Annotated in this window: 15 protein-coding genes; 13 read left to right on the top strand and 2 right to left on the bottom strand. The window is 45.9% G+C overall.

What is annotated here, in order from left to right; all coding sequences use genetic code 11:
* Window positions 1-2: 2 nt before the first annotated feature.
* Window positions 3-848 (bottom strand): beta-1,6-N-acetylglucosaminyltransferase, encoded by an 846-nt coding sequence (locus U9S71_RS09690; RefSeq protein WP_326327085.1) that lies wholly within the window; start codon window positions 846-848, stop codon window positions 3-5.
* 131 nt (window positions 849-979) lie between these two features.
* On the opposite strand from U9S71_RS09690, the gene U9S71_RS09685 reads away from it, so the two are divergent.
* Window positions 980-1,963 carry a carboxylesterase family protein gene (locus tag U9S71_RS09685; RefSeq protein ID WP_326327083.1) on the top strand — a complete coding sequence of 328 codons (984 nt, stop codon included), beginning with the start codon at window positions 980-982 and terminating at the stop codon, window positions 1,961-1,963.
* Between the two features lie 182 nt (window positions 1,964-2,145).
* On the top strand, window positions 2,146-3,564 hold the full coding sequence (locus U9S71_RS09680; RefSeq protein WP_326327082.1) for a PQQ-dependent sugar dehydrogenase: 1,419 nt from the start codon (window positions 2,146-2,148) through the stop codon (window positions 3,562-3,564).
* 22 nt (window positions 3,565-3,586) lie between these two features.
* Here U9S71_RS09680 and U9S71_RS09675 read toward each other — a convergent pair whose 3' ends face one another.
* Window positions 3,587-5,197 (bottom strand): hypothetical protein, encoded by a 1,611-nt coding sequence (locus U9S71_RS09675; protein ID WP_326327081.1) that lies wholly within the window; start codon window positions 5,195-5,197, stop codon window positions 3,587-3,589.
* A 263-nt stretch (window positions 5,198-5,460) separates the two neighbouring features.
* Between U9S71_RS09675 and U9S71_RS09670 the strand changes: the two genes are divergently transcribed.
* The 11 genes from U9S71_RS09670 (at window position 5,461) to U9S71_RS09620 (ending at window position 19,667) form a co-directional block, all read left to right on the top strand.
* The gene (locus tag U9S71_RS09670; protein ID WP_326327079.1) at window positions 5,461-6,138 is read left to right on the top strand and encodes a TolC family protein; all 678 of its coding nucleotides are present in this window, start codon (window positions 5,461-5,463) and stop codon (window positions 6,136-6,138) included.
* Between the two features lie 22 nt (window positions 6,139-6,160).
* Window positions 6,161-8,308, top strand: coding sequence for an exopolysaccharide transport family protein (locus U9S71_RS09665; protein ID WP_326327078.1), 2,148 nt, complete (start codon window positions 6,161-6,163; stop codon window positions 8,306-8,308).
* 31 nt (window positions 8,309-8,339) lie between these two features.
* Entirely contained in the window at window positions 8,340-9,770 is a 1,431-nt protein-coding gene (locus U9S71_RS09660; RefSeq protein WP_326327117.1) for an O-antigen ligase family protein, read from the top strand.
* A 113-nt stretch (window positions 9,771-9,883) separates the two neighbouring features.
* On the top strand, window positions 9,884-11,083 hold the full coding sequence (locus tag U9S71_RS09655; protein WP_326327077.1) for a glycosyltransferase: 1,200 nt from the start codon (window positions 9,884-9,886) through the stop codon (window positions 11,081-11,083).
* The gene (locus tag U9S71_RS09650; RefSeq protein WP_326327075.1) at window positions 11,080-12,261 is read left to right on the top strand and encodes a glycosyltransferase; all 1,182 of its coding nucleotides are present in this window, start codon (window positions 11,080-11,082) and stop codon (window positions 12,259-12,261) included. The genes U9S71_RS09655 and U9S71_RS09650 overlap by 4 nt, the downstream gene beginning before the upstream one ends.
* A 52-nt stretch (window positions 12,262-12,313) precedes the next feature.
* Window positions 12,314-12,853 carry a gluconate 2-dehydrogenase subunit 3 family protein gene (locus tag U9S71_RS09645; protein ID WP_326327074.1) on the top strand — a complete coding sequence of 180 codons (540 nt, stop codon included), beginning with the start codon at window positions 12,314-12,316 and terminating at the stop codon, window positions 12,851-12,853.
* A 123-nt stretch (window positions 12,854-12,976) separates the two neighbouring features.
* Window positions 12,977-14,389: a lipopolysaccharide biosynthesis protein gene (locus tag U9S71_RS09640; protein WP_326327072.1), complete on the top strand. Its 1,413-nt coding sequence runs from the start codon at window positions 12,977-12,979 to the stop codon at window positions 14,387-14,389.
* Between the two features lie 9 nt (window positions 14,390-14,398).
* Window positions 14,399-15,649, top strand: coding sequence for a polysaccharide pyruvyl transferase family protein (locus tag U9S71_RS09635; protein ID WP_326327070.1), 1,251 nt, complete (start codon window positions 14,399-14,401; stop codon window positions 15,647-15,649).
* Window positions 15,649-16,890, top strand: coding sequence for a glycosyltransferase (locus U9S71_RS09630; RefSeq protein ID WP_326327068.1), 1,242 nt, complete (start codon window positions 15,649-15,651; stop codon window positions 16,888-16,890). The genes U9S71_RS09635 and U9S71_RS09630 overlap by 1 nt, the downstream gene beginning before the upstream one ends.
* 34 nt (window positions 16,891-16,924) lie before the next feature.
* Window positions 16,925-18,004: a nitroreductase family protein gene (locus U9S71_RS09625; protein WP_326327066.1), complete on the top strand. Its 1,080-nt coding sequence runs from the start codon at window positions 16,925-16,927 to the stop codon at window positions 18,002-18,004.
* On the top strand, window positions 17,958-19,667 hold the full coding sequence (locus tag U9S71_RS09620) for a GMC family oxidoreductase (RefSeq protein ID WP_326327064.1): 1,710 nt from the start codon (window positions 17,958-17,960) through the stop codon (window positions 19,665-19,667). Before U9S71_RS09625 ends, U9S71_RS09620 begins: the two co-directional genes overlap by 47 nt.
* The last annotated feature ends 13 nt before the right edge of the window (window positions 19,668-19,680 follow it).

The raw sequence follows: 19,680 nt of genomic DNA, 5'->3' as shown, positions 1-19,680 counted from the left end.
GATTAGGAGGTTCTTCGGTGTGCATCAAGCATATCCAATAAGGGTGAATTGGCCGCGAATTTCCGGGCATACATTTTTTTGGAGGATATTAATAGCGGATAGTCGTCATCTGTCAGTATTCGCGGGCTAGCCATCCCATCGCTGAAATCGATATAGCGTAAGTTGTCGTTCACAATCTCATCTTGAAAGGGGGAATTGAGCAATATCGTTTGGAAGAAAAACTCATCCGGCCCCCATGCATGTTTGAAGAAGCGGACGACTTCGGGGTGCTTTTTCACGAAATCCAAAACATAGGATACGTGCGTGGTTGCCATGGTAAACCATTGTGAACTGCCTACTAGTTCGAGACCCATAGGTGCTTTACGTTTGAAAGGAAGCGTGTTGATCACATATTGAAGTAAATATTTTCCTTTAAAACGATAGTTGGTCAAGTGGATTTTTTCTGTCCGGGTTCTCGCCCGCTCCCACCATGTTGATCCTTGCCGGTAAAATTCAATGAATGTTTTCTGAGGATGGCCGTTCAGGAAGTGATCGACGACTGACGGTTCAGCTAGGGGGTAATCGCTGCCACTCATTAAATTGATGAAATCATAACGACCTCGTTCGAGGATTTCTGACATCGACGAAAGCATGGCCTCGACCGTACTGTAGGCACCCCAGTCTACCCGCGTTCTTTTGATAATGAAGCGGACGCCTGCGTTATCGAGTAAGTGGCGGAACGGTAGGATATCTTGTTTTTTGTCCACATGGATATACACATCATGCAGCGGATGTGCAATGGCGCGGGCTAATCGGCTGACCTGGCCGGGATGCTGATGAGTTAGGATGAGGTGGGCGATTTTAGCCATAAAGCAAAATAACGAAAAAAGATAAGTGGTTCAAAGTGAATTATTTTGTAAATTGACATCCTTTGGCGCGATGATTGTCTGTAAGTGACGGTTTTACAAGTTTTATATTTTCTCATATGCGTGCACGGTCTATGGTTATTTTACTTTCACTGTTCTATGTTTTTTTTAGTGCAGCCTCTTGTGACAAAAAGAATGGAATTGATATTCATGACGGAAAAGAAACGGAAGTGGTCGAAGATAGCGATGGGGAAGGGACGGGCGAAGAAAATGAGGAGGCTGGACAAGGAGACGAAAACGACGAGGAGCAGGGAGGCCAACAGGATGAGGAAGATCAGCAGCAAGAAGAAGACCCGAATTTTAACTACGGTGAAGAATATCAGATCGGTAATGGGTTCCATGTTCCTTTTGTTTTAGGGGAGACGCCTTCCCCATATGGTTATTTCATGTTCTTTCCAGAATCGTATAAGTACCTCAAAAACACCTATCCAGTTTTAATTTTTTTACATGGTTCGGGAGAGCGCGGGAATAGCCAGACCAATACGGCAGAATTAAATAAGGCGGTTAAACATGGCCCAGGTAAGTTAATTAACAAAAGAGTTTGGTCTCCAAAAGAAGAAATGCTGGTCGTATCGGCACAAACGAGGGTGAATAAATGGGGCAGCCAGACATTAAAACATTTTATAGACTACTTGCTTGAAACGTACCGCATTGACGAAAGCCGCGTTTACTTGACGGGATTGAGCCTCGGCGCTTTTGGTACGTTTGACTACCTTGGGAAATACGGTGCAGATTCTAAAATCGCAGCTGCTGTTGCCGTATGTGGCGGGGGTGCCTCCAATAATGGCACCTATGTGAGGAATCTGTCAAAAATCCCGCTTTGGGTTTTTCACGGGGAAGCAGATCAACAAGTTCCCGTTGCCCGCGCAACTGAGATCGTTCAGGCATTAAAGGCAATAAATCCGAAGCAAGAACCCAAGTTGACGCTCTACCCAAATGTGGGCCACGATAGTTGGACCATGACGTATGACGGGTCAGGACAAGGCAAGGAAAATCCGGATTATGATGCGTTTGACCAGGATGTCTATTCGTGGATGCTCCAATACCGGTTACCTTAGTTGAGTTTGCCTTGTTTTATCACGCATCCAGATTTCAATAGGAAATGACTCCTCCGTGAGCGGCCTGTAGGATTATAGCTACGTTTCTTTTTTGTTTGCGGTGATTTGTGCTGATGAAGCAGGGTAATGGTTTAGCTTTGCTTACTCTATCAGAAGAAGTAAAACACAAACGGCAAACAACTATGGAAAGGTTAAATAGAATCGTCAACACCTGTTTTCGTGACCTTGCAAAGTTCGGGAAGATTTTCTTTCCTTTGATTTTGCTAATTACGGCATGTGAAAAAGCCGCATTTGATGCCGGTGTCGACGAAAATGAGGGCGAGGAACAGCCCGTAACACAAGCTCCTGTAAAAACGTTGCCAGGCAATGGCGCCGGGTTTCAACCGGCATTTGTTGGCCAAACTCGGATCGACGGCGTGAAAACAAATACGGCAATCGAAACGACGTTGTTGATAGCGGACGCTGCCATTTATAAACCCTGGAGCTTTAAGTTTATTTCTAATAGTGCGATTTTATTGGCCCAAAAGGATGGTAATATGCGTATTATCCGTTTCGGACTGGATGGGGTATCGATAGGTGAACCGATAACCGGGTTACCAACTGATTTGTTTTTTGATGTCCGTGAGCTTGGTGCCGGCGCGAACTCTTCCAATGCAGGACTTTTCGATATTGCGCTCGACCCCAATTTTACCATTAATCACCTAATTTACTTCTCATATTCGAAAGGGATAGGGCCCGCTAATCGCCTAACAATATGTAAAGCCAATCTGGTTATAGAAGAGAATCGATTGGTAAATGTTAAAGAGATTTATCAGGTATCACAAGATCATGCCGGTAATTCCGTGTATGGAGGGCGTTTGGTTTTTGACCAAGCCGGTTATTTAATGGTAACCACTGGCGAGCGGAACCGCCATGATTCACATTATATGGCCCAAAACCTGAATAGTTCGATTGGTAAGGTCCTTCGCTTGGATAAAGAGGGCAGTGCGGCTCCCGGGAACCCTTTCGAAGGCGTTTCGGGTGCATTACCGGAAATATGGGCGTTGGGAATCAGGAGTCCTTTGGGATTGGCGTTTCACCCGGCCACCGGTGTGTTGTGGGAAACCGAGCATGGGCCCAAGGGCGGTGACGAGCTAAACATGATAGAAGCCGGAAAAAACTACGGGTGGCCTATTATCAGCTACGGCATCAATTACGATAGTACGCCCGTTGGCCAGGGTATTTTGCCCGTTCCTGATTCTGGCTTTCCTTGGGAGGAATACCGTTTTGAAATGGAAAACCTGATCGGTGGCGGTATCACTACGCGGAATGGGATGGAACAACCCCGATATTATTGGGACCCATGCATTGCACCGGGGGGAATTGCATTTTATAGCGGCAACGTGATATCAGAATGGAACAATGATCTCTTTATTGCCGGGTTAGCGAGTAAATATCTAACGAGGTTGGTCATCGAAGGCAATAAAGTTGTGGGCGAAGAACGATTTATGGAAGACGTAGGCGTGAGACTCCGCGATGTACAACAGGGACCGGACGGTGCACTTTACGTGATCACCGACACCAAAGAAGGTCGCATTTACCGAATAGGAAAGCCGTTGTAATTGTATCGTTTAATCGATTTGATTACTGGAGAAGCTCCACGAAAATAGGGGTCTCCAATACCGTTAGCATGATTTTTCCATCGGTTACCGTTTGGACATTTGTTGTGGCCGTGGTGCTATTCGACTGAAGCCGGTATACCTTTACTTGTTTAACCGCACTGCCCACTTCCAATTGATAGTCTGCAGTACGACCGATCTCATCCGGAACAACCATCGCATATATTGTTCGACCACCTAGTTGATATTCATCCACAAACGGATCCGAATGGATGGTTTTTTGGAAGTAAAAATCACCCAGTATTTTTTTTGCCTGCAATAAGTAATTCCATGAAGGCTTGGCGCTCAACGTCCCTTCTTTATCCACAAACCCTGAAGAGGCGTATTGTGTCGTGCTGTTGGCACTAAGATCATGAAGCATATAGAAGAATAGCTTGCTAACGCCGTTTCGCGCGTACAGGAGCGCATTCCTCAGATTCCAATCGGCTTGTGTGATGAGTGCCGATTTGTTTTTGATCGGGATTGCTCGCTGTACACTATGTTCGTTAACATCATACCCTACCTCGGTGTTCCATACTTCTATTCCGTAAGCGTCCTGCTCGGCCATCGCTACAAAGCGTTGGGCGAGGTCCGTTGCGTTAGAGAGTTCCGGTGCGACACCCCGTTGTTGAGCTCGGTTTTTTTCTTCATCCCGGTTATGGGAATAATGGTGGTAATTGATAACATCAAAACATAAGTCAACCGTGCCATCCGGTTTGTTCCCACGGTATTTTCGGCACCAATCGATCATTTCTTGTACAAAGGCAGGATCGGCCGCAGCGATGCCCCCCATCACGACTTTCATGTCCGGGTCAGCATTTTTTACACCAACGTCTTCCCCAAGTTTACCTTGGTGCCCATCATAAAATGCCGAAAGATTCGCAGCATATTCTGATGCTGTCTGTTGAGCAACCTTATTGGGTTTCCACCAACGGTTCGGTTCGTTGTTGCATTCAATATACTCAACAAGTCCCGTACCTATTCGTTTCTTATTCGGATTGTAATGGGGCACGGGTTCTACATGTACCAGTGACGGATCAACATCTGGATTGCTACCATACCTCGCGGCGTATTGAAATGCTAGTTTTCCGAATTCGATATACGAGGCGGGATCTGATAGATCAGCACCATAGGGCGCAGGTACATTTTCTCCGTCTTGTTTGTCTTTCGGATAAGTTTTCAACAGCCAGTCGGGTATGGTCTTAATACAAGCGAGTACCGTGATATCGTTGGTTTTACACCACTCATAAATTTCGTCGTATTTCCATCCTCCACGAGGTGTTGGATTATAGCCGTATTTACCTTTGTCTTGTTCAATTTGTCGCCAATCCAGGTAATGTCGCACGTTTGAAAACGGCGCGAAAAAACGCGACCGCTCTGGGGCGGTTGGATTGTTTTGGGTTCCAAAATTCCATTCGAAGGCGTTCACGCCGAGCATATCATTGAAGGTGACTTTGGATGGACGATCATTGGGCGTTTCAATGGGGGGGGGATCATTATTCGCTGCTGTTTTTTTCGAGCAGCTCACCGTCGACGGGATAAAAAATATCCCGAAGAGCGAGATGCAAATGGATAATGATGGTGAAAAAACTCTCATATTAGAAGCGTATAGCATTATTCAGTATTTCATAATAACGAAATTTATTTTCGTTAATTGTGCGATAGTGAAAAAAACAGGTTCCTCTTGATTCGGAGCTTCAAAACGGCGTAATAATAATCGCCGTGACTTTGTAGTTTATAAGCTACAATCGCTAATTATATAGCCGAAAAAGTAATTAAGTAATTCGAATATGAGATACTTTTGCCTTCGCTATTACGAAAAACATGCAGTGTTTATCTTTGAAAACTAGTTTAATGGTTATGAAGAATTGGATATTTATTTTTTTTACATTAACACTCCTTACCCCGGCCCATGCACAGGAATCGGTCATTGATAAGATTGACTATCAATATCTGGAAAAGCTGATACAATTGGCAAAGGAGAACAATATTCGAAAGAAGATATTCGAAGCCACGGAAGTCAGCGCACGGGCGAGCGTAACGGCCGCGAAAGCTTCGTATCTGGATATGTTCCAAGCATCGTATTTCTACCGTCCCAATAACAAGCCGTCCGTAAACGTAATAAATCCGTATCTGGTTAATGGTTTCCAACTGGGTGTTAGTTTAAACCTGTCTACGTTGGTGCGGACCCCCGGCTTGGTTAAGCAAGCGAAACAACAACGGTTTATATCTGAATTGGAACTGCGAGAATATGAGGTCGATTTGGAAAATGAGGTCAAATCTCAATATTACAACTATTTAATGCTCAATAATCAGCTGGAAATCAACACCCAATCGGTGCAAGACAACCAGATGATATTGGGACAGATGCAGGAGCAATTTGAGCTTGGCGAAATTGATTTGGAAACATACAATGCCGCAAAATCTGCTTTGGCTGAGGCCAAGTCTAGCTTAATCAGAACGGAAGTGGAATTCTTGGTCGCAAAAGACGCTTTGGAGGCAGTCATAGGGGGGCCACTTGCAGAAATAACAGATTGATTATTCATAAACACACTCACCCATGATTGATTTCGTTGGTTTATTTAAGTATTTATTAAAACAGTTGTGGCTGATATTAGCAATTGTGCTGTTGGCTGTTGGTGTAACTTATTTCTTGACCGACGATTTGCCGGATTCCTATTATTCAGAGACACAGATATCTACAGGGATTACGGAGTTGGCGAAAATAGATGGCAGCCAGACATCCAACTATATGCAGGTTAGGCAGACCTATGGCAACATCATGAGCATGATGACGATGAAAAGGGTGTTGGGTACGGTCTCACATGCTTTGGCTATCCATGATCTGAAGGATGTGGGGAATGCATTTAGGCCGTATTCAGAGAACATCGACGGGGTGGTCCGGTCGATTCGCCAGCAGATTCTATCCGAACTGGAAAACCGCCTTGTATCCGGTAACGTTATTTTAACGGATAAGGACGAGGTTTCCGGGGTCAAGTTGAAAGACGTGATTCAATGGATGGGATATGGTGGGGCCGATCTACAGGAGGGGCTTTCGATCAACCGAAAAGGGGAAAGTGATTTCATTACTGTCGGATTTGCCTCTGAAAACCCCGAACTTTCCGCATTCGTAGTCAATACGCTTTCGTCTGAGTTCATCCAGTATTACCACACTTTTCGATCGGTAAATGAAACGAAATCGGTTACGTTGCTTGATTCTCTCTTGAGCGAGAAAGAACGTGTCATGGTGGCCCGTAATGAGTCGTTAAAGAACTATCGCGTTAGCAAAGGCATTATGGATGCTTCTGCACAATCTTCAGGGCTGTATCAACAAATTACGACATTGGAGAGCCAGCGTGCAGAGCGACTAACCGAAATTCAATCACTACAGGGTGCCATTAAAGATCTGAACGCTCAATTGAACAATCCGACCAGTGATTATTTGCGGCCGACAAGTTCGCATACGAATAACGAGCTATTGGAAATTGACCGGCAATTACAAGCGGCGAATAGAAGGTATATCGACAATAATTTTAATCCCGTCGATAAGCGAATGGTCGACTCGCTACAGCGGCGGCGAAATGCCATCGCCGGTTCCGTTCCCGGTTCCGTCAGCAACAGTGGTGTCCAGGTGAACAGAAGAAGTTTGGAGGCAGAATTACTTCAACTCGAAACCTCATTGTCTTTGGCCAAGAACGGTATTGCTTCTATTGAGAAAGAGCTAGCAAATGTTCGGAGTCGCTACCATGCCATGGTCCCGATGGATGCCGGATTGCAGAATTTACAGCGTGAAGCGGATATCGCCACACAGGAATATATGGAAATCTTAAACCGTACAAATCAGGCGGGTTTTGTGTCTAATGTTGGCTTGCGCCTGAGTATTGTTGAGGCCGGTTTGCCTGGTATGAAAATGCCCTCCAAACGCCTTTTATATGTCGGGTTTTCGGGTGTTGCAACGCTGGTGTTGTGTATGTCGGCTTTCGCGTTGTTGTTCCTGCTGGACCGCAGGGTGGTAACGAAGGCGCAACTTGGAGCATTGACCGATGGAAAGGTCATCGGCGTCATTAATTCGTTGGATAAGTCCTATAAAGGGATAAGGGCGGTGTGGGATGACAATGTCGATGTTGATGCCGTGATGTATAAAGATTTACTTCGGTCTTTGCGTTTTGATTTGAATAACGAGATGAATATTAACAAGTCGCGCGTTTTGGGGATTACGAGCCTGTCGCCCGGCGCCGGTAAATCTTTTTTAGCGGTGAGTCTAGCCTATGCGTTTGCCGTTACCGGCAAAAAAGTATTGTTGATTGGTGAACAGGTATATGATTTTTTTGGCAACGCTGATAAAACGGCACAAGAGGCACAGCATTTTGAACAGTTTTTAATGAAACGCGAGATTCAGATTGAGGATCTGATTACGACCTTGACCCGTAATGCACATCAAAACTCATTGATGGAATTGCAGGATATGGAGAACTTATTGACCGGGTTCGGTCTTCTCCGCGACGCGTTTGACATCATTATCATCGATACGGATAGCTGCCAAAACCTGAACCAGGTGAAGGAATGGTTGATGTTTACGGACGTAAGCATCGGTGTATTTGAATCGGGTGATGAGGTATCAAATGAAGGTAAAGAGTTGATGAATTATCTGGGCAAGCACAACGGTTTTCTAGGTTGGGTACTCAATAAGGTTAAGTTGAGTGCGTAAGCAGTTTAGTTAACGTCAATAGTTGAGCGGAGTGAAACAGGCATTGTACGATATCGGACAAAATGCGAAGACGAGGATAGGGTTCGCCTTGGCCTTGACCGTTATGGCTATCTTAATCGGGTATTATACCGTAACCGTTGGGATTATACTCCCGGTGTCATTGGCGCTTATAGCCCTTTTAGCGGTTTGTTTGATCGTTCTGGTTAAATATCCGGTGTCTGGTTTAATGGGGAGCGTAATTTATTGTTTCATTCTCCCAATAATCGGGCGGGAGTCGATGATCTTTATCCCTTGGGGTATTGGTCTCGAAATCATATTGATACTGACACTCGTTGTAACCTTTTTCAATAAGCACCGGACCAATTGGGCCGATGCCAACAACGACATGGTGAAGCTCGTTGTCATGTGGTTTGGCATCAGTGTATTGCAGATTGCGAATCCGTCTGGAGCAAGTGTGGTTGGGTGGGTCAATGAAATCCGTGGGACGGCATTGAACATGCTGTTGATTGTTCCATTGGGATGTGCCGTGATGCAGCGTAAGCGCTATCTCGATTTGTTTTTATATATTGTAATCGCTTGGTCGGTTATCGGTGCGTTGAATGGAATCAAACAGCTTCACATTGGATTGTTTCCCGGTGAGGAGCGTTTTCTTCTGGACAATTTGGGCACCCACTTAATTCGTGGGGTGATTCGCGTCTTTTCATTTTATACGGATGCCGGCCAATTTGGGGCGTCCATGAGTCATATCGCATTGGTTTCGGGAATATTGGCGATGGGGCCTTTTAAGTTATGGAAACGGCTATTATTGGTGGCAATTGGCTGTCTCTTGTTTTATGCCATGATGATTTCCGGAACCAGGGGTGCACTTTTTGTGTTATCCGGTGGATTGGTCGGTTTGTTTCTAACTAAAAACTTCCGAGTCCTTGTTGTGGGGATACTGGCTTTGGGCATGCTTTTTTCCTTTCTTAAGTTTACGGATATCGGCCAGGGTAGTTACCAGATACGTCGGCTGCGGTCGGCGGTAAACCCCGAAAATGACCCTTCGTTCATCGTGCGTTTAAATTCGCAAATGAAACTGGCAGATTACCTGAAATATCATCCCTTTGGCGGGGGGTTGGGAACCATCGGCGGAAATGGGAAAGAATACAATGGCGGAACATTCCTGGCCTCGATCGAACCCGATAGTTATTGGGTTAAGGTGTGGGCGATGTATGGAATCGTTGGGCTTATCATCTGGTTTGGTATGAACATGTATATTATGGGCAAATGTTGTGGGATTATCTGGCGAATCAATGACCCCATACTCCGTATCAAATTGATTGCACTGATTTCGGGTGCCATAGGGATTTTCGTTGCCAGTTATGGTAACGAGGTTATTAATCGAACACCTTCGTCCATATTGGTTTTCATATCGTGGGCTGTTATTTATAACGCACGGAAGTGGGATGAAAAATCATCGTAATTATGCCATTTGAGTTATTCGTTATCCCGGGGCTTATTTTATTTGTTGTCGGTTTTTTTCGAGGGAAAAAATCTGACGTCAACTAACCCCATACATTCCGTAGGAGTACATCGATGACTGGAAAAAATATTCTGATTGTTGGGCAGCAGCCATGGGATTCTGAATTGGGAAGTAACTGTAAGGATATTGCAGTAGAATTCAGCAAGAAGAATAAGGTGCTTTACGTCAATTCGCCATTAGATCGGGCTACGTCGATCAGAAGGAAAGCCGATAGGGATGTGGTTTTTAGACGACGGGTCATTGCCGGGAAGGAAAATGGTTTGCGCCAAGAAGGAGATAACCTGTGGGTGCTTTATCCGGATTGTCTGGTAGAGTCAATTAATTGGTTGGATAACGAACGGGTTTTTGATTTATTCAATAGAGTGAACAACAAACGGTTTGCCTCAGCAATTAAAAAGTATCTTCAGGTCGTTGGATTTGACAGTGGGTTTGTGCTTTTTAACGATAATGAAATCATGAAATGCTTTTATTTAAAGGAGTATCTGGCACCTGAATTGACCATTTATTATTCGAGGGATTTTATTGTTGGAGCACCGTACTGGAATAAACACGGCCCGCGTTTAGAACCCATCATGATAAAGAAGAGCGATGTGTGCTTTTCCAATTCGAGCTATTTGGCAAATTACTGTAAACAATATAATTCAAATGTGCATTTTGTGGGGCAGGGGTTTGATACGCGGCTTTTCAATACTGATGAGACCAAGGAGATGCCGAGTGAATTAACCGGGCTGCGCGGCCCCTTTATCGGGTACGTCGGTGTGCTTCATCGTAGCCGGCTCGACCTGGACGCTATGGTACATATCGCACGGAGTCGCCCAGATTGGACGATGGTGCTTGTAGGTCCGGAAGACGGCGCGTTTAGGCAAAGTGAATTGCACTTGCTCGATAATGTTGTGTTCCTCGGGATGAAACCGATGGAACAGCTACCTCACTACATCCATTTCTTTGACGTATGCATTAATCCACAGTTTCTCACGCCGTTGACGGTAGGGAACTATCCCAGAAAGATAGATGAATACCTGGCCATGGGGAAACCTGTTGTCGCCTTGTCTACACACGCCATGCAGCTGTTTGCAGACCATACTTATTTGGCCAGGACAAACGCCGAATATGTTAAACTGATTGAACGGGCGCTAACAGAAGACAATGAAGTAATCCAGCAGGAAAGGATTGCTTTTGTGGCCCACCATACGTGGGCTGCGTCGGTGGAGATGATGTATTCGGTATTGAAGACAAAGCATCACCTATCATGACACAAGGCTTATACATACTATGGGTAATTATCCAATTGATTATCGGTATCAATCTGGTAAGCCCAATTATGCTGTTGATCCTTTATTGGTTATTCCCGAAACGAAACCGCGCAACGGCAAGGCGTGATAGCGGAGATTATGCGATTATTGTAACGGCTTACGAACAGACGAGCATGCTTCCCGCTGTGATAAAATCGATCTTAAGTATTCGATATAGCCGATATCTGGTTTATGTTGTGGCAGATAAATGTGATACTTCCGATTTGTGCTTTGATGATGAACGCGTCATCTTGTTGAAACCTGAAAAGGTATTGGCTAGTAATACGAGGTCACATTTTTATGCCATTAACCGTTTTAAAAGACAACACAATCGGTTGACGATCATTGATAGTGATAATCTGTTAGATCCCGAATATCTGAATGAACTGGATCGGTATTTTGACCAAGGTTTTGAAGCGGTGCAGGGTGTGCGTAAGGCAAAGAATATGGATGGGGTCTATGCCGGGTTAGATGCTGCGCGCGATATTTATTATCACTTCTATGACGGAAAGGCCCTGTTTCACGCAGGCTCATCGGCTACGCTGGCGGGTTCGGGGATGGCATTTACCGTCGATCTGTACGAAGCCTGTTTAGCGCACTTGGATATTGTCGGTGCCGGTTTCGACAAAGTATTGCAGTATGAGATCGTGAAGCGGGGCAAGCAAATAGCCTATGCAGATGAAGCGGTGGTATATGATGAGAAAACGGCTTATTCCGCACAATTGGTTAATCAACGGGCCCGTTGGATCAACACGTGGTTCAAGTACTTCACTTTCGGGTTCGGACTGGTGGGGCGTGGTATAAGGACGCTTAGTAGAAACCAGCTGTTGTTCGGGCTGACGTTGCTCCGGCCGCCACTTTTCATTTTCCTTCTTCTTTCCTTCATGTTCATGGTGGCAAACCTTTTCATTAATCAGATGCACGCGGTTGTTTGGTTGATTGCGTTGGGTATTTTTGTTGCTGGTTTTTTTACCGCCTTGGTCGTTTCACAGACAGACCGTAAGGTTTATCGGGCATTGGTAGGCATACCACTATTTATATTTTACCAATTGACATCGCTTATTAAGGCGCGGAAGGCTAATAAAATCTCTGTCGCCACGCGGCATTACCAAGAAAAACACGTGCAAGATGTGGAGTGAAAGGAGGCATATGTTGAAACGTAGGGAAGCGCTAATCGTTCTATTGCTACTTGTGACGGGGATTATCGGTGTCGCCGTCATGAAATTTGTCGGTCGATACGCGGCTCCGAAAGCAGATTTATCAAACTTGCCCTTATTTACGAAGAGTATGGAGGAACTAGCAGAAGCCATTATCCCCGAAACAGATACACCCGGTGCGAAATCGGCCGGGGTGTCGGTTGCGGTTTTTTTGTTGGTTGAGCACTGTTTGAGTGAGCGGGAGCAAGCTGTTTTTTTAAAGGGGTTGGAAGATTTGGATAAGCATTGCAAGGCTAAGTTTGGGCGTACCTTTGCCGTCTGTGCAGAAAAGGAAAGGCTAAATACGCTAATTGAACTTGAGTCGGACGCGAATTTTGGTGGCTGGTTTATCAGGAAAGTCAAACAACGGCTTTTTGGTAAACCATTTATCATTCTAGCCAAGGAGCTCACTGCACTATGTTACTGTCGCTCAATGCAGGGAGCGACGTTGGCACTTGTCTACGACCCCGTACCCGCCCGGTATGACGGCTGTATAGAAATGGAAAAAAACCAACGTTCTTGGGCGTTGACTTAACGAAAGAGCGATCAGTTACTGATGAAAGCAATGCAGGAACTTCGGGAAAAAGCCAAATATTCGAAATGGTTTAATACGCGCCATTTGACGGGTGACCTAAAAAGGAAATCTATCAAAGGAGGTATGAACACGATGCTCTCACAAACGTTGTCTTTTGTGTTGAACATGCTGTCGACCTCGGTTATGGCAAGGCTTATCGTGCCGGAGAGCTTTGGTTTGGTCGCCATGGTTACCGCCTTTACCGGTTTCGTTTTGATTTTTAAAGATCTGGGTCTCACGTCGGCGGTGGTTCAGCGTAGCGTGATTAGCCAGAAACAGATCAGCACCTTGTTTTGGTTAAATTTGGGTATTTCATTAGCGATATCGCTCATTATTGCTGCTACCGGTCCGTTTTTGGTTTCTTTCTATAACGAACCTCGACTTTTCCACATCACACTTGCGCTGGCCGGCACCGTTTTCCTTACAGGGTCTGTATTGCAGCACGGTGCATTGATGAAAAGACAAATGCGTTTTAAACGAATTTCGGCTATACACGTAGCAGCTACCGCTACCAGTATTACCGTCGGCATCGTAATGGCATTGTTGAATTTTGACTATTGGGCGGTTATAGGCATTACTGCGGCATATTCGGTCTCTTATACGGCGATGTTATGGTTACTTTGCGACTGGCGTCCGAGTTTCTATTTTCAATTTGATCGGGTGAAGAACATGGTGCGGTTTGGTGCAGGGGTAACGGGGTTTGATATTGTTAATTATTTTTCGCGGAATGCCGACAATATGCTTATCGGCCGATATTTTGGCTCGGCGGCATTGGGACTCTATAGCAAATCGTACCAACTGTTGATGTTGCCCATCACGCAGCTCCGAGACCCGTTAAACACCGTCGCTTTCCCTGCGTTGAGTTCCTTGAAAAATCAATATGTAAAATACCGTGAGTTCTACGCCCGTTATAACTTCATATTGGCTTTTTTTTCGATGCCGTTGGTGATGTTCCTTGTCGTCTTTTCCAAAGAGGTCGTGTTACTTGTGTTAGGCGCGCAGTGGCTGGAGGCCTCACGGATATTTCAGTTGTTGGCCGTGACTTCGCTCATTCAGCCTGTGGCCGGTACCAAAGGGGTCGTGATGATTACGATGGGCCAAACGAAAAGGTACTTTGCTTGGGGGGGTATCAATGCGGTTGCTACTGTTTGTGCTTTTTTGATTGGAATGAACTGGGGGGTGGACGGGATGGTTATCGCTTATGCCCTTGTTAATTATACCATCTTGGTGCCTTCGTTGTTCTTTTGTTTCAAAGGAACACCTATTTCGGTATCGCTGTTCTTTCGAGAGCTAGCCTTACCTTTCGTTTTGTCCTTAGTGAGTGGCCTTGCTTGTTTGGCGATCAGGGAATCGTTCTCCGAGCTCGCCCCTTTAGCATTACTGATTGTAGGTTTATTAGTTGGGGGAGCGTGTTACTTGGTGCCGTGGAGTTTTACTTCTTACTCACGTAATAAATTCAAACAGATTTTAGCAATTAGACAGTTTATGGGAAAATAGTGCATGGAAATGAAGAAGAACATCAACGTTTTGATCATAGGGGCGAATTTTACGAACAAAGGTGCTGAGGCCATGTTAAAGGTGGTCAAACAGCAATTACAGCGGAACCACGCACGGGTAACGTGTTATATGGTATGTCGTGGATACGAACGTGAACTGGCGGAATCAGCAGGGTTTTTGCCGGTGTTTGATACATCTGCCCCCCGACAGGGTAAGGTCAAAGGATTTATGTATCGGGTTAAGGGTAAACTTTATAAAGTAATAACCGGCAAAACCCTGCCGTGGTATTTCCCTTTTCCTTTCGGCGAGATTGAGGAAATTGTTGACAGATTAGATGCGGTTATCGATATTAGTGGATTCGCTTACGCCGATTCCTGGGGGAAACCGATGATAGATGAGACCATTCGATTGATTTCCATATGTAAGCAAAGGCAAGTGAAGATTTTTTTCATGCCCCAGGCATGGGGGCCGTTCGAGCTTGCGGGCGTTTCTAAGTCGGCTAGAAAAATGTTGATGACGGCCGATGGATTTTATGCTCGGGACGCCGTTTCACGCCAATATTTGGCCAAGCTCCTCGATCGAGCCCCGGTAGATATTCCCATGCTTTCCGACATCGTGTTTTCTATGGGCGGCGAAGAGGCCGGTAATGAACGTCCAATACATTATCCTGATCGCCCAGCCACCGAAAAGCGGCTTCGGATTGGGATATCCCCTAATATCCGGGTGTACGAAAAGCTAACGGGGGCAGGGCCGGATAATACTTATATGCGGGTTTTGCTGGCACTTTGTCGTCACTGCATGGAGACGCTTGGCGCTGAAATTACGCTTATTCCCAATGAATTGTTCCCTGACGGTGTTATCCACACCGACGACCGAACACTGTGCCGTCAGATTTACCAACTATTGGGCAAACCGGAAGCATGTACGTTACTCGACGGGTATGCGTCGGCAGAAACGATCAGGGGCCATATTCGAGATCTTGATTTATTGGTAAGTTCGCGCTTCCATGCATTGATTTTCGGCTTTTTAGAGCGAAGGCCAGTGATGGCCATCAGTTGGTCGCACAAATATCGGGAGCTTTTTGAACTTTTTGACCTGGAAAAGTATGTTATTGAATCAGATGCGATTGATGAACGTTCGGTGATTGCCAGGTTCCAGGAATTGTTGGCTGAAAAGGACGATGTAACGAGAAGGATTGATGCACGAATCCCGTCACTCAAGGAGCGTGTGGACCATATGTTTAATAGACTGTTAGCTTGATGGAAGCGATAACCCCTAAGTTTGTTGAAAGGAAGCTCAATTTTGTATTTGTGGGCTTACAACGCATTCTCACGGATCGGGAATCTACGGCTACGAGTATTGCAAAGGAGCTCGCAAAAAACCATAATGTATTGTATGTCAATTCGCCTATCGATCGACGTGCTTACTGGTTCGGTAGTTCCGACCGATTTGTTAATGAACATATCCTTAGGATACGCCAAAAAACCAAACCCCTGGAAAAAGTCGAAAATGGTTTATGGGTACTTTATCCGGAGAAAATTATCGAGTCGATAAACTGGATTCCGAACACTTGGACATTCTCACGATTAAACAGGATCAATAATTCACGACTCTCCAAAGAGATTGGTTCGGCGGTCGCTGAAATTGGCTTCGACGATTATATCATCGTTAACGATAAAGATATTTTTAGAAGTTTCTATCTAAAGGAGCTGTTGAAGCCTTCTCAATATATATATCTTGATCGTGATTATATTGTGGGTATGGATTACTGGAAGAGGCACGGTAGTAAATTAGAGCCCGATTTGATGCGAAGCTCGGATGTTATTTTGTGTAACTCCTACGGTTTTCGAAATCGGGCACTGGCATTCAATCCGGCGTCGTATTATATCGGAAATGGTTGTGATATCGGGCGATTCGATTATCAGAAACAATATCAGATTCCCGGCGATTTGCTTCCGTTGGTTGATAGACCTGTGATTGGCTACGTCGGCGCATTATTGGAAATGCGCTTGGATATTCCGTTATTGGTGTTTTTAGCTAAATCAAGACCGGAATTGAACTTGGTGTTGGTCGGCAGTGAGGATGAGGCGTTCCGCGACAGCGAGCTTCATCTGTTGCCCAATGTTCATTTCTTGGGAAAAAAAGATACGGAATTGGCGCCCGCGTACATCCAACATTTTGACGTATGCATTAATCCGCAACACATCAATGAGATTACGAATGATAACTATCCACTGAAGATCGATGAGTACCTGGCGATGGGGCGGCCGGTGGTTGCAACCGAGACCAATGTGATGCGCGAAATTTTCAGTTCGGTGACGTATTTGGCCAAAGACCATGTTGGATTCCTTGAAAAGATAACGGAGGCATTAGGTGGTGGGGGCCGTGGCGATGCCGAAAAAGCCCGGGTCGCGATGGCAAAATCGCATAGTTGGCAGGCTGTTGCCGAGCGGGTGTTAGCGATTATATCACCAGCAAATAAGAATAATATCAATAATTAATACAGATATGGGATTGAGGCATCGATTATATTTGATGAAAGAAAACGTCAAGAACGACTATTTGATACCGGTGTGTCGGAAATCAAGATTTCTCAGCGATCTCTACTACCTTTGTTTTTCTGACGAGTTTTCGAGGGAGCACCAGAAGGTGCTTCAGGGTAAATATATGCATTTGAAGGCACTTAAAGAGGATCGGCCCAATGCTTTTCACCTGCGGAGACAAATACATAGGTTGGAAAAGGGGTTGATCATGAAGAATAAACGGTCGGTGTTTGCCCTGGATTATATTCTCTACACCGTAAAAAACTACAAAACGATCAAGGAAGATATGGAGTCGGGCAAGATGCCTGTCGACCGTGATCTGTTGCGTTGGACGGAGGAAGTGCTCGCTCATTATTTCGATGTCGTTGCACCGCACCCGACAGTTGATGCTGCACGTGAACAATTCCGTTCAGAGCAGGCACACCACCCTTGTGTATACGAGGGTGTCGATACCTTACAACCCTTACAACGGGTTCCTTATTTTAGGGCCGATGTGAAACCCAGTGAAGTAACATTTGAAGCGCTTTTCGGACTTGCCATGCAGCGACGCTCCGTTCGCTGGTACCAAGAGCGTGCCGTTGAGCGTTCATTGATCGATCAGGCCGTGTCTATTGCCTCGTTATCTCCAAGCGCCTGCAATCGCCAACCGTTTGAGTTTAGGATATACGACCAAGAAGCGATGAAAAATCGGGTGGGGAAAATCCCGATGGGTATTCGGCCATTTTATGATCAAATACCGGTTTTTGTCGTGCTCGTGGGAAAACTGAGTGCGTATTTAAGTGAGCGGGACCGCCATGTTATCTACATTGATGGTGGATTGGCCGCCATGTCATTCATGTTGGCGCTAGAAACCTTGGGTTTAAGTTCCGTACCGATCAACTGGCCGGACATTGAAGAGTTTGAGTGTACGATGGAAAAAACGATTCACCTGGGTGATGATGAGCGCCCCATCCTACTGATGGGTGTAGGCTATGCGGACCAACAGGGAAAAATTCCGTTTTCGCAGAAGAAATCGTCAGAAGTGCTTGTTAAATACAACAAAGAATACCGTGACTCCACTGTCGTCCACTAAACGCCATACGTATGATGCCATTGTCATCGGGTCGGGTATCAGTGGGGGCTGGGCGGCGAAAGAGTTGTGTGAAAAAGGACTGAAGACGCTGGTGCTCGAACGGGGCAGGGACGTTCGGCATCCTGTCGACTACCCAACCGCCATGTTGAATCCGTGGGATTTCCAATTCCGTCTCAAAAACACAATGGATGATGTGCGAAGAAGCCCCATCCAAAGCGGGGGATTTGATGAAAGTACGAAGCATTTTTATGTGGCGGATGATGAACACCCTTATCATCAGGTAAAGCCCTTCAGTTGGTTCCGTGGCTATCAGGTGGGGGGGCGGTCGTTGATATGGGGCAGGCAGTGCTACAGACTGAGCGACTTGGATTTTGAAGCTAACAGCCGAGACGGACATGGTGTAGATTGGCCTATCCGGTATGCCGACCTGAGCCCGTGGTATGATTATGTAGAATCTTTTGTAGGAATCAGCGGAAAAGCGGAAAACCTTCCCCAGCTTCCAGACGGTATTTTCCTTCCACCAATGGAACTGAACTGTGTAGAAGACTACCTGGCGGACCACATTAGGAAAATGGGTCGTATCCTGACGGCTGCCCGGGTCGCTAACCTCACCAAAGGATGGAAAGGACGAGGTCCGTGCCAATACCGCAATTTGTGTGCGCGGGGTTGTCCGTATGGCGGTTATTTCAGTAGCAATAGTGCCACCATTCCGGCTGCGTTTGCGACCGGTAACCTCACACTTCGGCCATTTTCCGTTGTGAGCGAACTCATTTTTGATGACAATACCCAGCGTGTTTCCGGTGTTCGGGTGGTTGATACGCAGACATTGGAGGAAACGGAATTCTATGCCCGGGTGGTATTTGTCAATGCCTCAACAATTAATACGACTGCGCTACTTCTCGCTTCAAAATCGAATCGATTTCCGAATGGGCTGGGCAACGACAGTGGTCAACTGGGGAGGAACCTGATGGATCACCATTCGTCGGCCGGTGCGGAAGGGACATACGATGGGTTTCGGGATCATTTTTACAAAGGTAGGCGGCCGTGCGGTTTTCTTATACCAAGATATCGGAACCTTGATGGGAATTCAAGTGCCGGTTTTCTCAGGGGATATCAGGTACAGGGTGTTGGTTCGCGCGAAGGGTGGCAGGAACGTAAAGGAGAGTCGGGCTTCGGAACGGGCTATAAGCAGCGGCTGCTGACGCCTGGTGATTGGAAGGTCTGGTTAGGAGGTTGGGGTGAGTGTTTACCCAATCCGAATAACCGGATTACATTGGACGAAAGCCAACCGGATAAGTGGGGAATGCCCCGCGTCGTGATTGACTTCGAATTTGGAGAAAATGAACAGGCGATGCAATCGGATACCCGAAGTAGTTGCGCGGAAATGCTTGAATATGCAGGATTTCGAAACATACACGAATTTAATTACGCAAAACCGGGCGGCAGCACCGTACATGAAATGGGTACGGCCAGAATGGGAAGCGACCCCCGGACCTCTGTACTGAATAAGTTCAACCAATTACATGCCGTGGATAATGTATTTATCACCGATGGGAGCGCTATGACATCTTCTGCGTGCCAGAACCCATCGTTGACTTATATGGCGCTTACAGCGAGAGCATGTAACTATGCTGTCGACGAACTGCGGGCCGGTCGACTCTAGTTTTGGAAGTGAC

The organism is Parapedobacter flavus (assembly GCF_035818675.1).
Taxonomy (GTDB): domain Bacteria; phylum Bacteroidota; class Bacteroidia; order Sphingobacteriales; family Sphingobacteriaceae; genus Parapedobacter; species Parapedobacter flavus.
The sequence above is the reverse complement of the archived record's forward strand: the minus strand, read 5'-3'. Positions and strand labels throughout refer to the sequence as shown.

Coding starts and splice junctions, on each gene's coding strand:
- U9S71_RS09625 (WP_326327066.1), top strand. CDS start 16,925: ATGAAAGAAAACGTCAAGAACGACTATTTGATACCGGTGTGTCGGAAA.
- U9S71_RS09685 (WP_326327083.1), top strand. CDS start 980: ATGGTTATTTTACTTTCACTGTTCTATGTTTTTTTTAGTGCAGCCTCT.
- U9S71_RS09690 (WP_326327085.1), bottom strand. CDS start 848: ATGGCTAAAATCGCCCACCTCATCCTAACTCATCAGCATCCCGGCCAG.
- U9S71_RS09675 (WP_326327081.1), bottom strand. CDS start 5,197: ATGAGAGTTTTTTCACCATCATTATCCATTTGCATCTCGCTCTTCGGG.
- U9S71_RS09630 (WP_326327068.1), top strand. CDS start 15,649: ATGGAAGCGATAACCCCTAAGTTTGTTGAAAGGAAGCTCAATTTTGTA.
- U9S71_RS09680 (WP_326327082.1), top strand. CDS start 2,146: ATGGAAAGGTTAAATAGAATCGTCAACACCTGTTTTCGTGACCTTGCA.
- U9S71_RS09670 (WP_326327079.1), top strand. CDS start 5,461: ATGAAGAATTGGATATTTATTTTTTTTACATTAACACTCCTTACCCCG.
- U9S71_RS09650 (WP_326327075.1), top strand. CDS start 11,080: ATGACACAAGGCTTATACATACTATGGGTAATTATCCAATTGATTATC.
- U9S71_RS09665 (WP_326327078.1), top strand. CDS start 6,161: ATGATTGATTTCGTTGGTTTATTTAAGTATTTATTAAAACAGTTGTGG.
- U9S71_RS09640 (WP_326327072.1), top strand. CDS start 12,977: ATGAACACGATGCTCTCACAAACGTTGTCTTTTGTGTTGAACATGCTG.
- U9S71_RS09655 (WP_326327077.1), top strand. CDS start 9,884: ATGACTGGAAAAAATATTCTGATTGTTGGGCAGCAGCCATGGGATTCT.
- U9S71_RS09635 (WP_326327070.1), top strand. CDS start 14,399: ATGAAGAAGAACATCAACGTTTTGATCATAGGGGCGAATTTTACGAAC.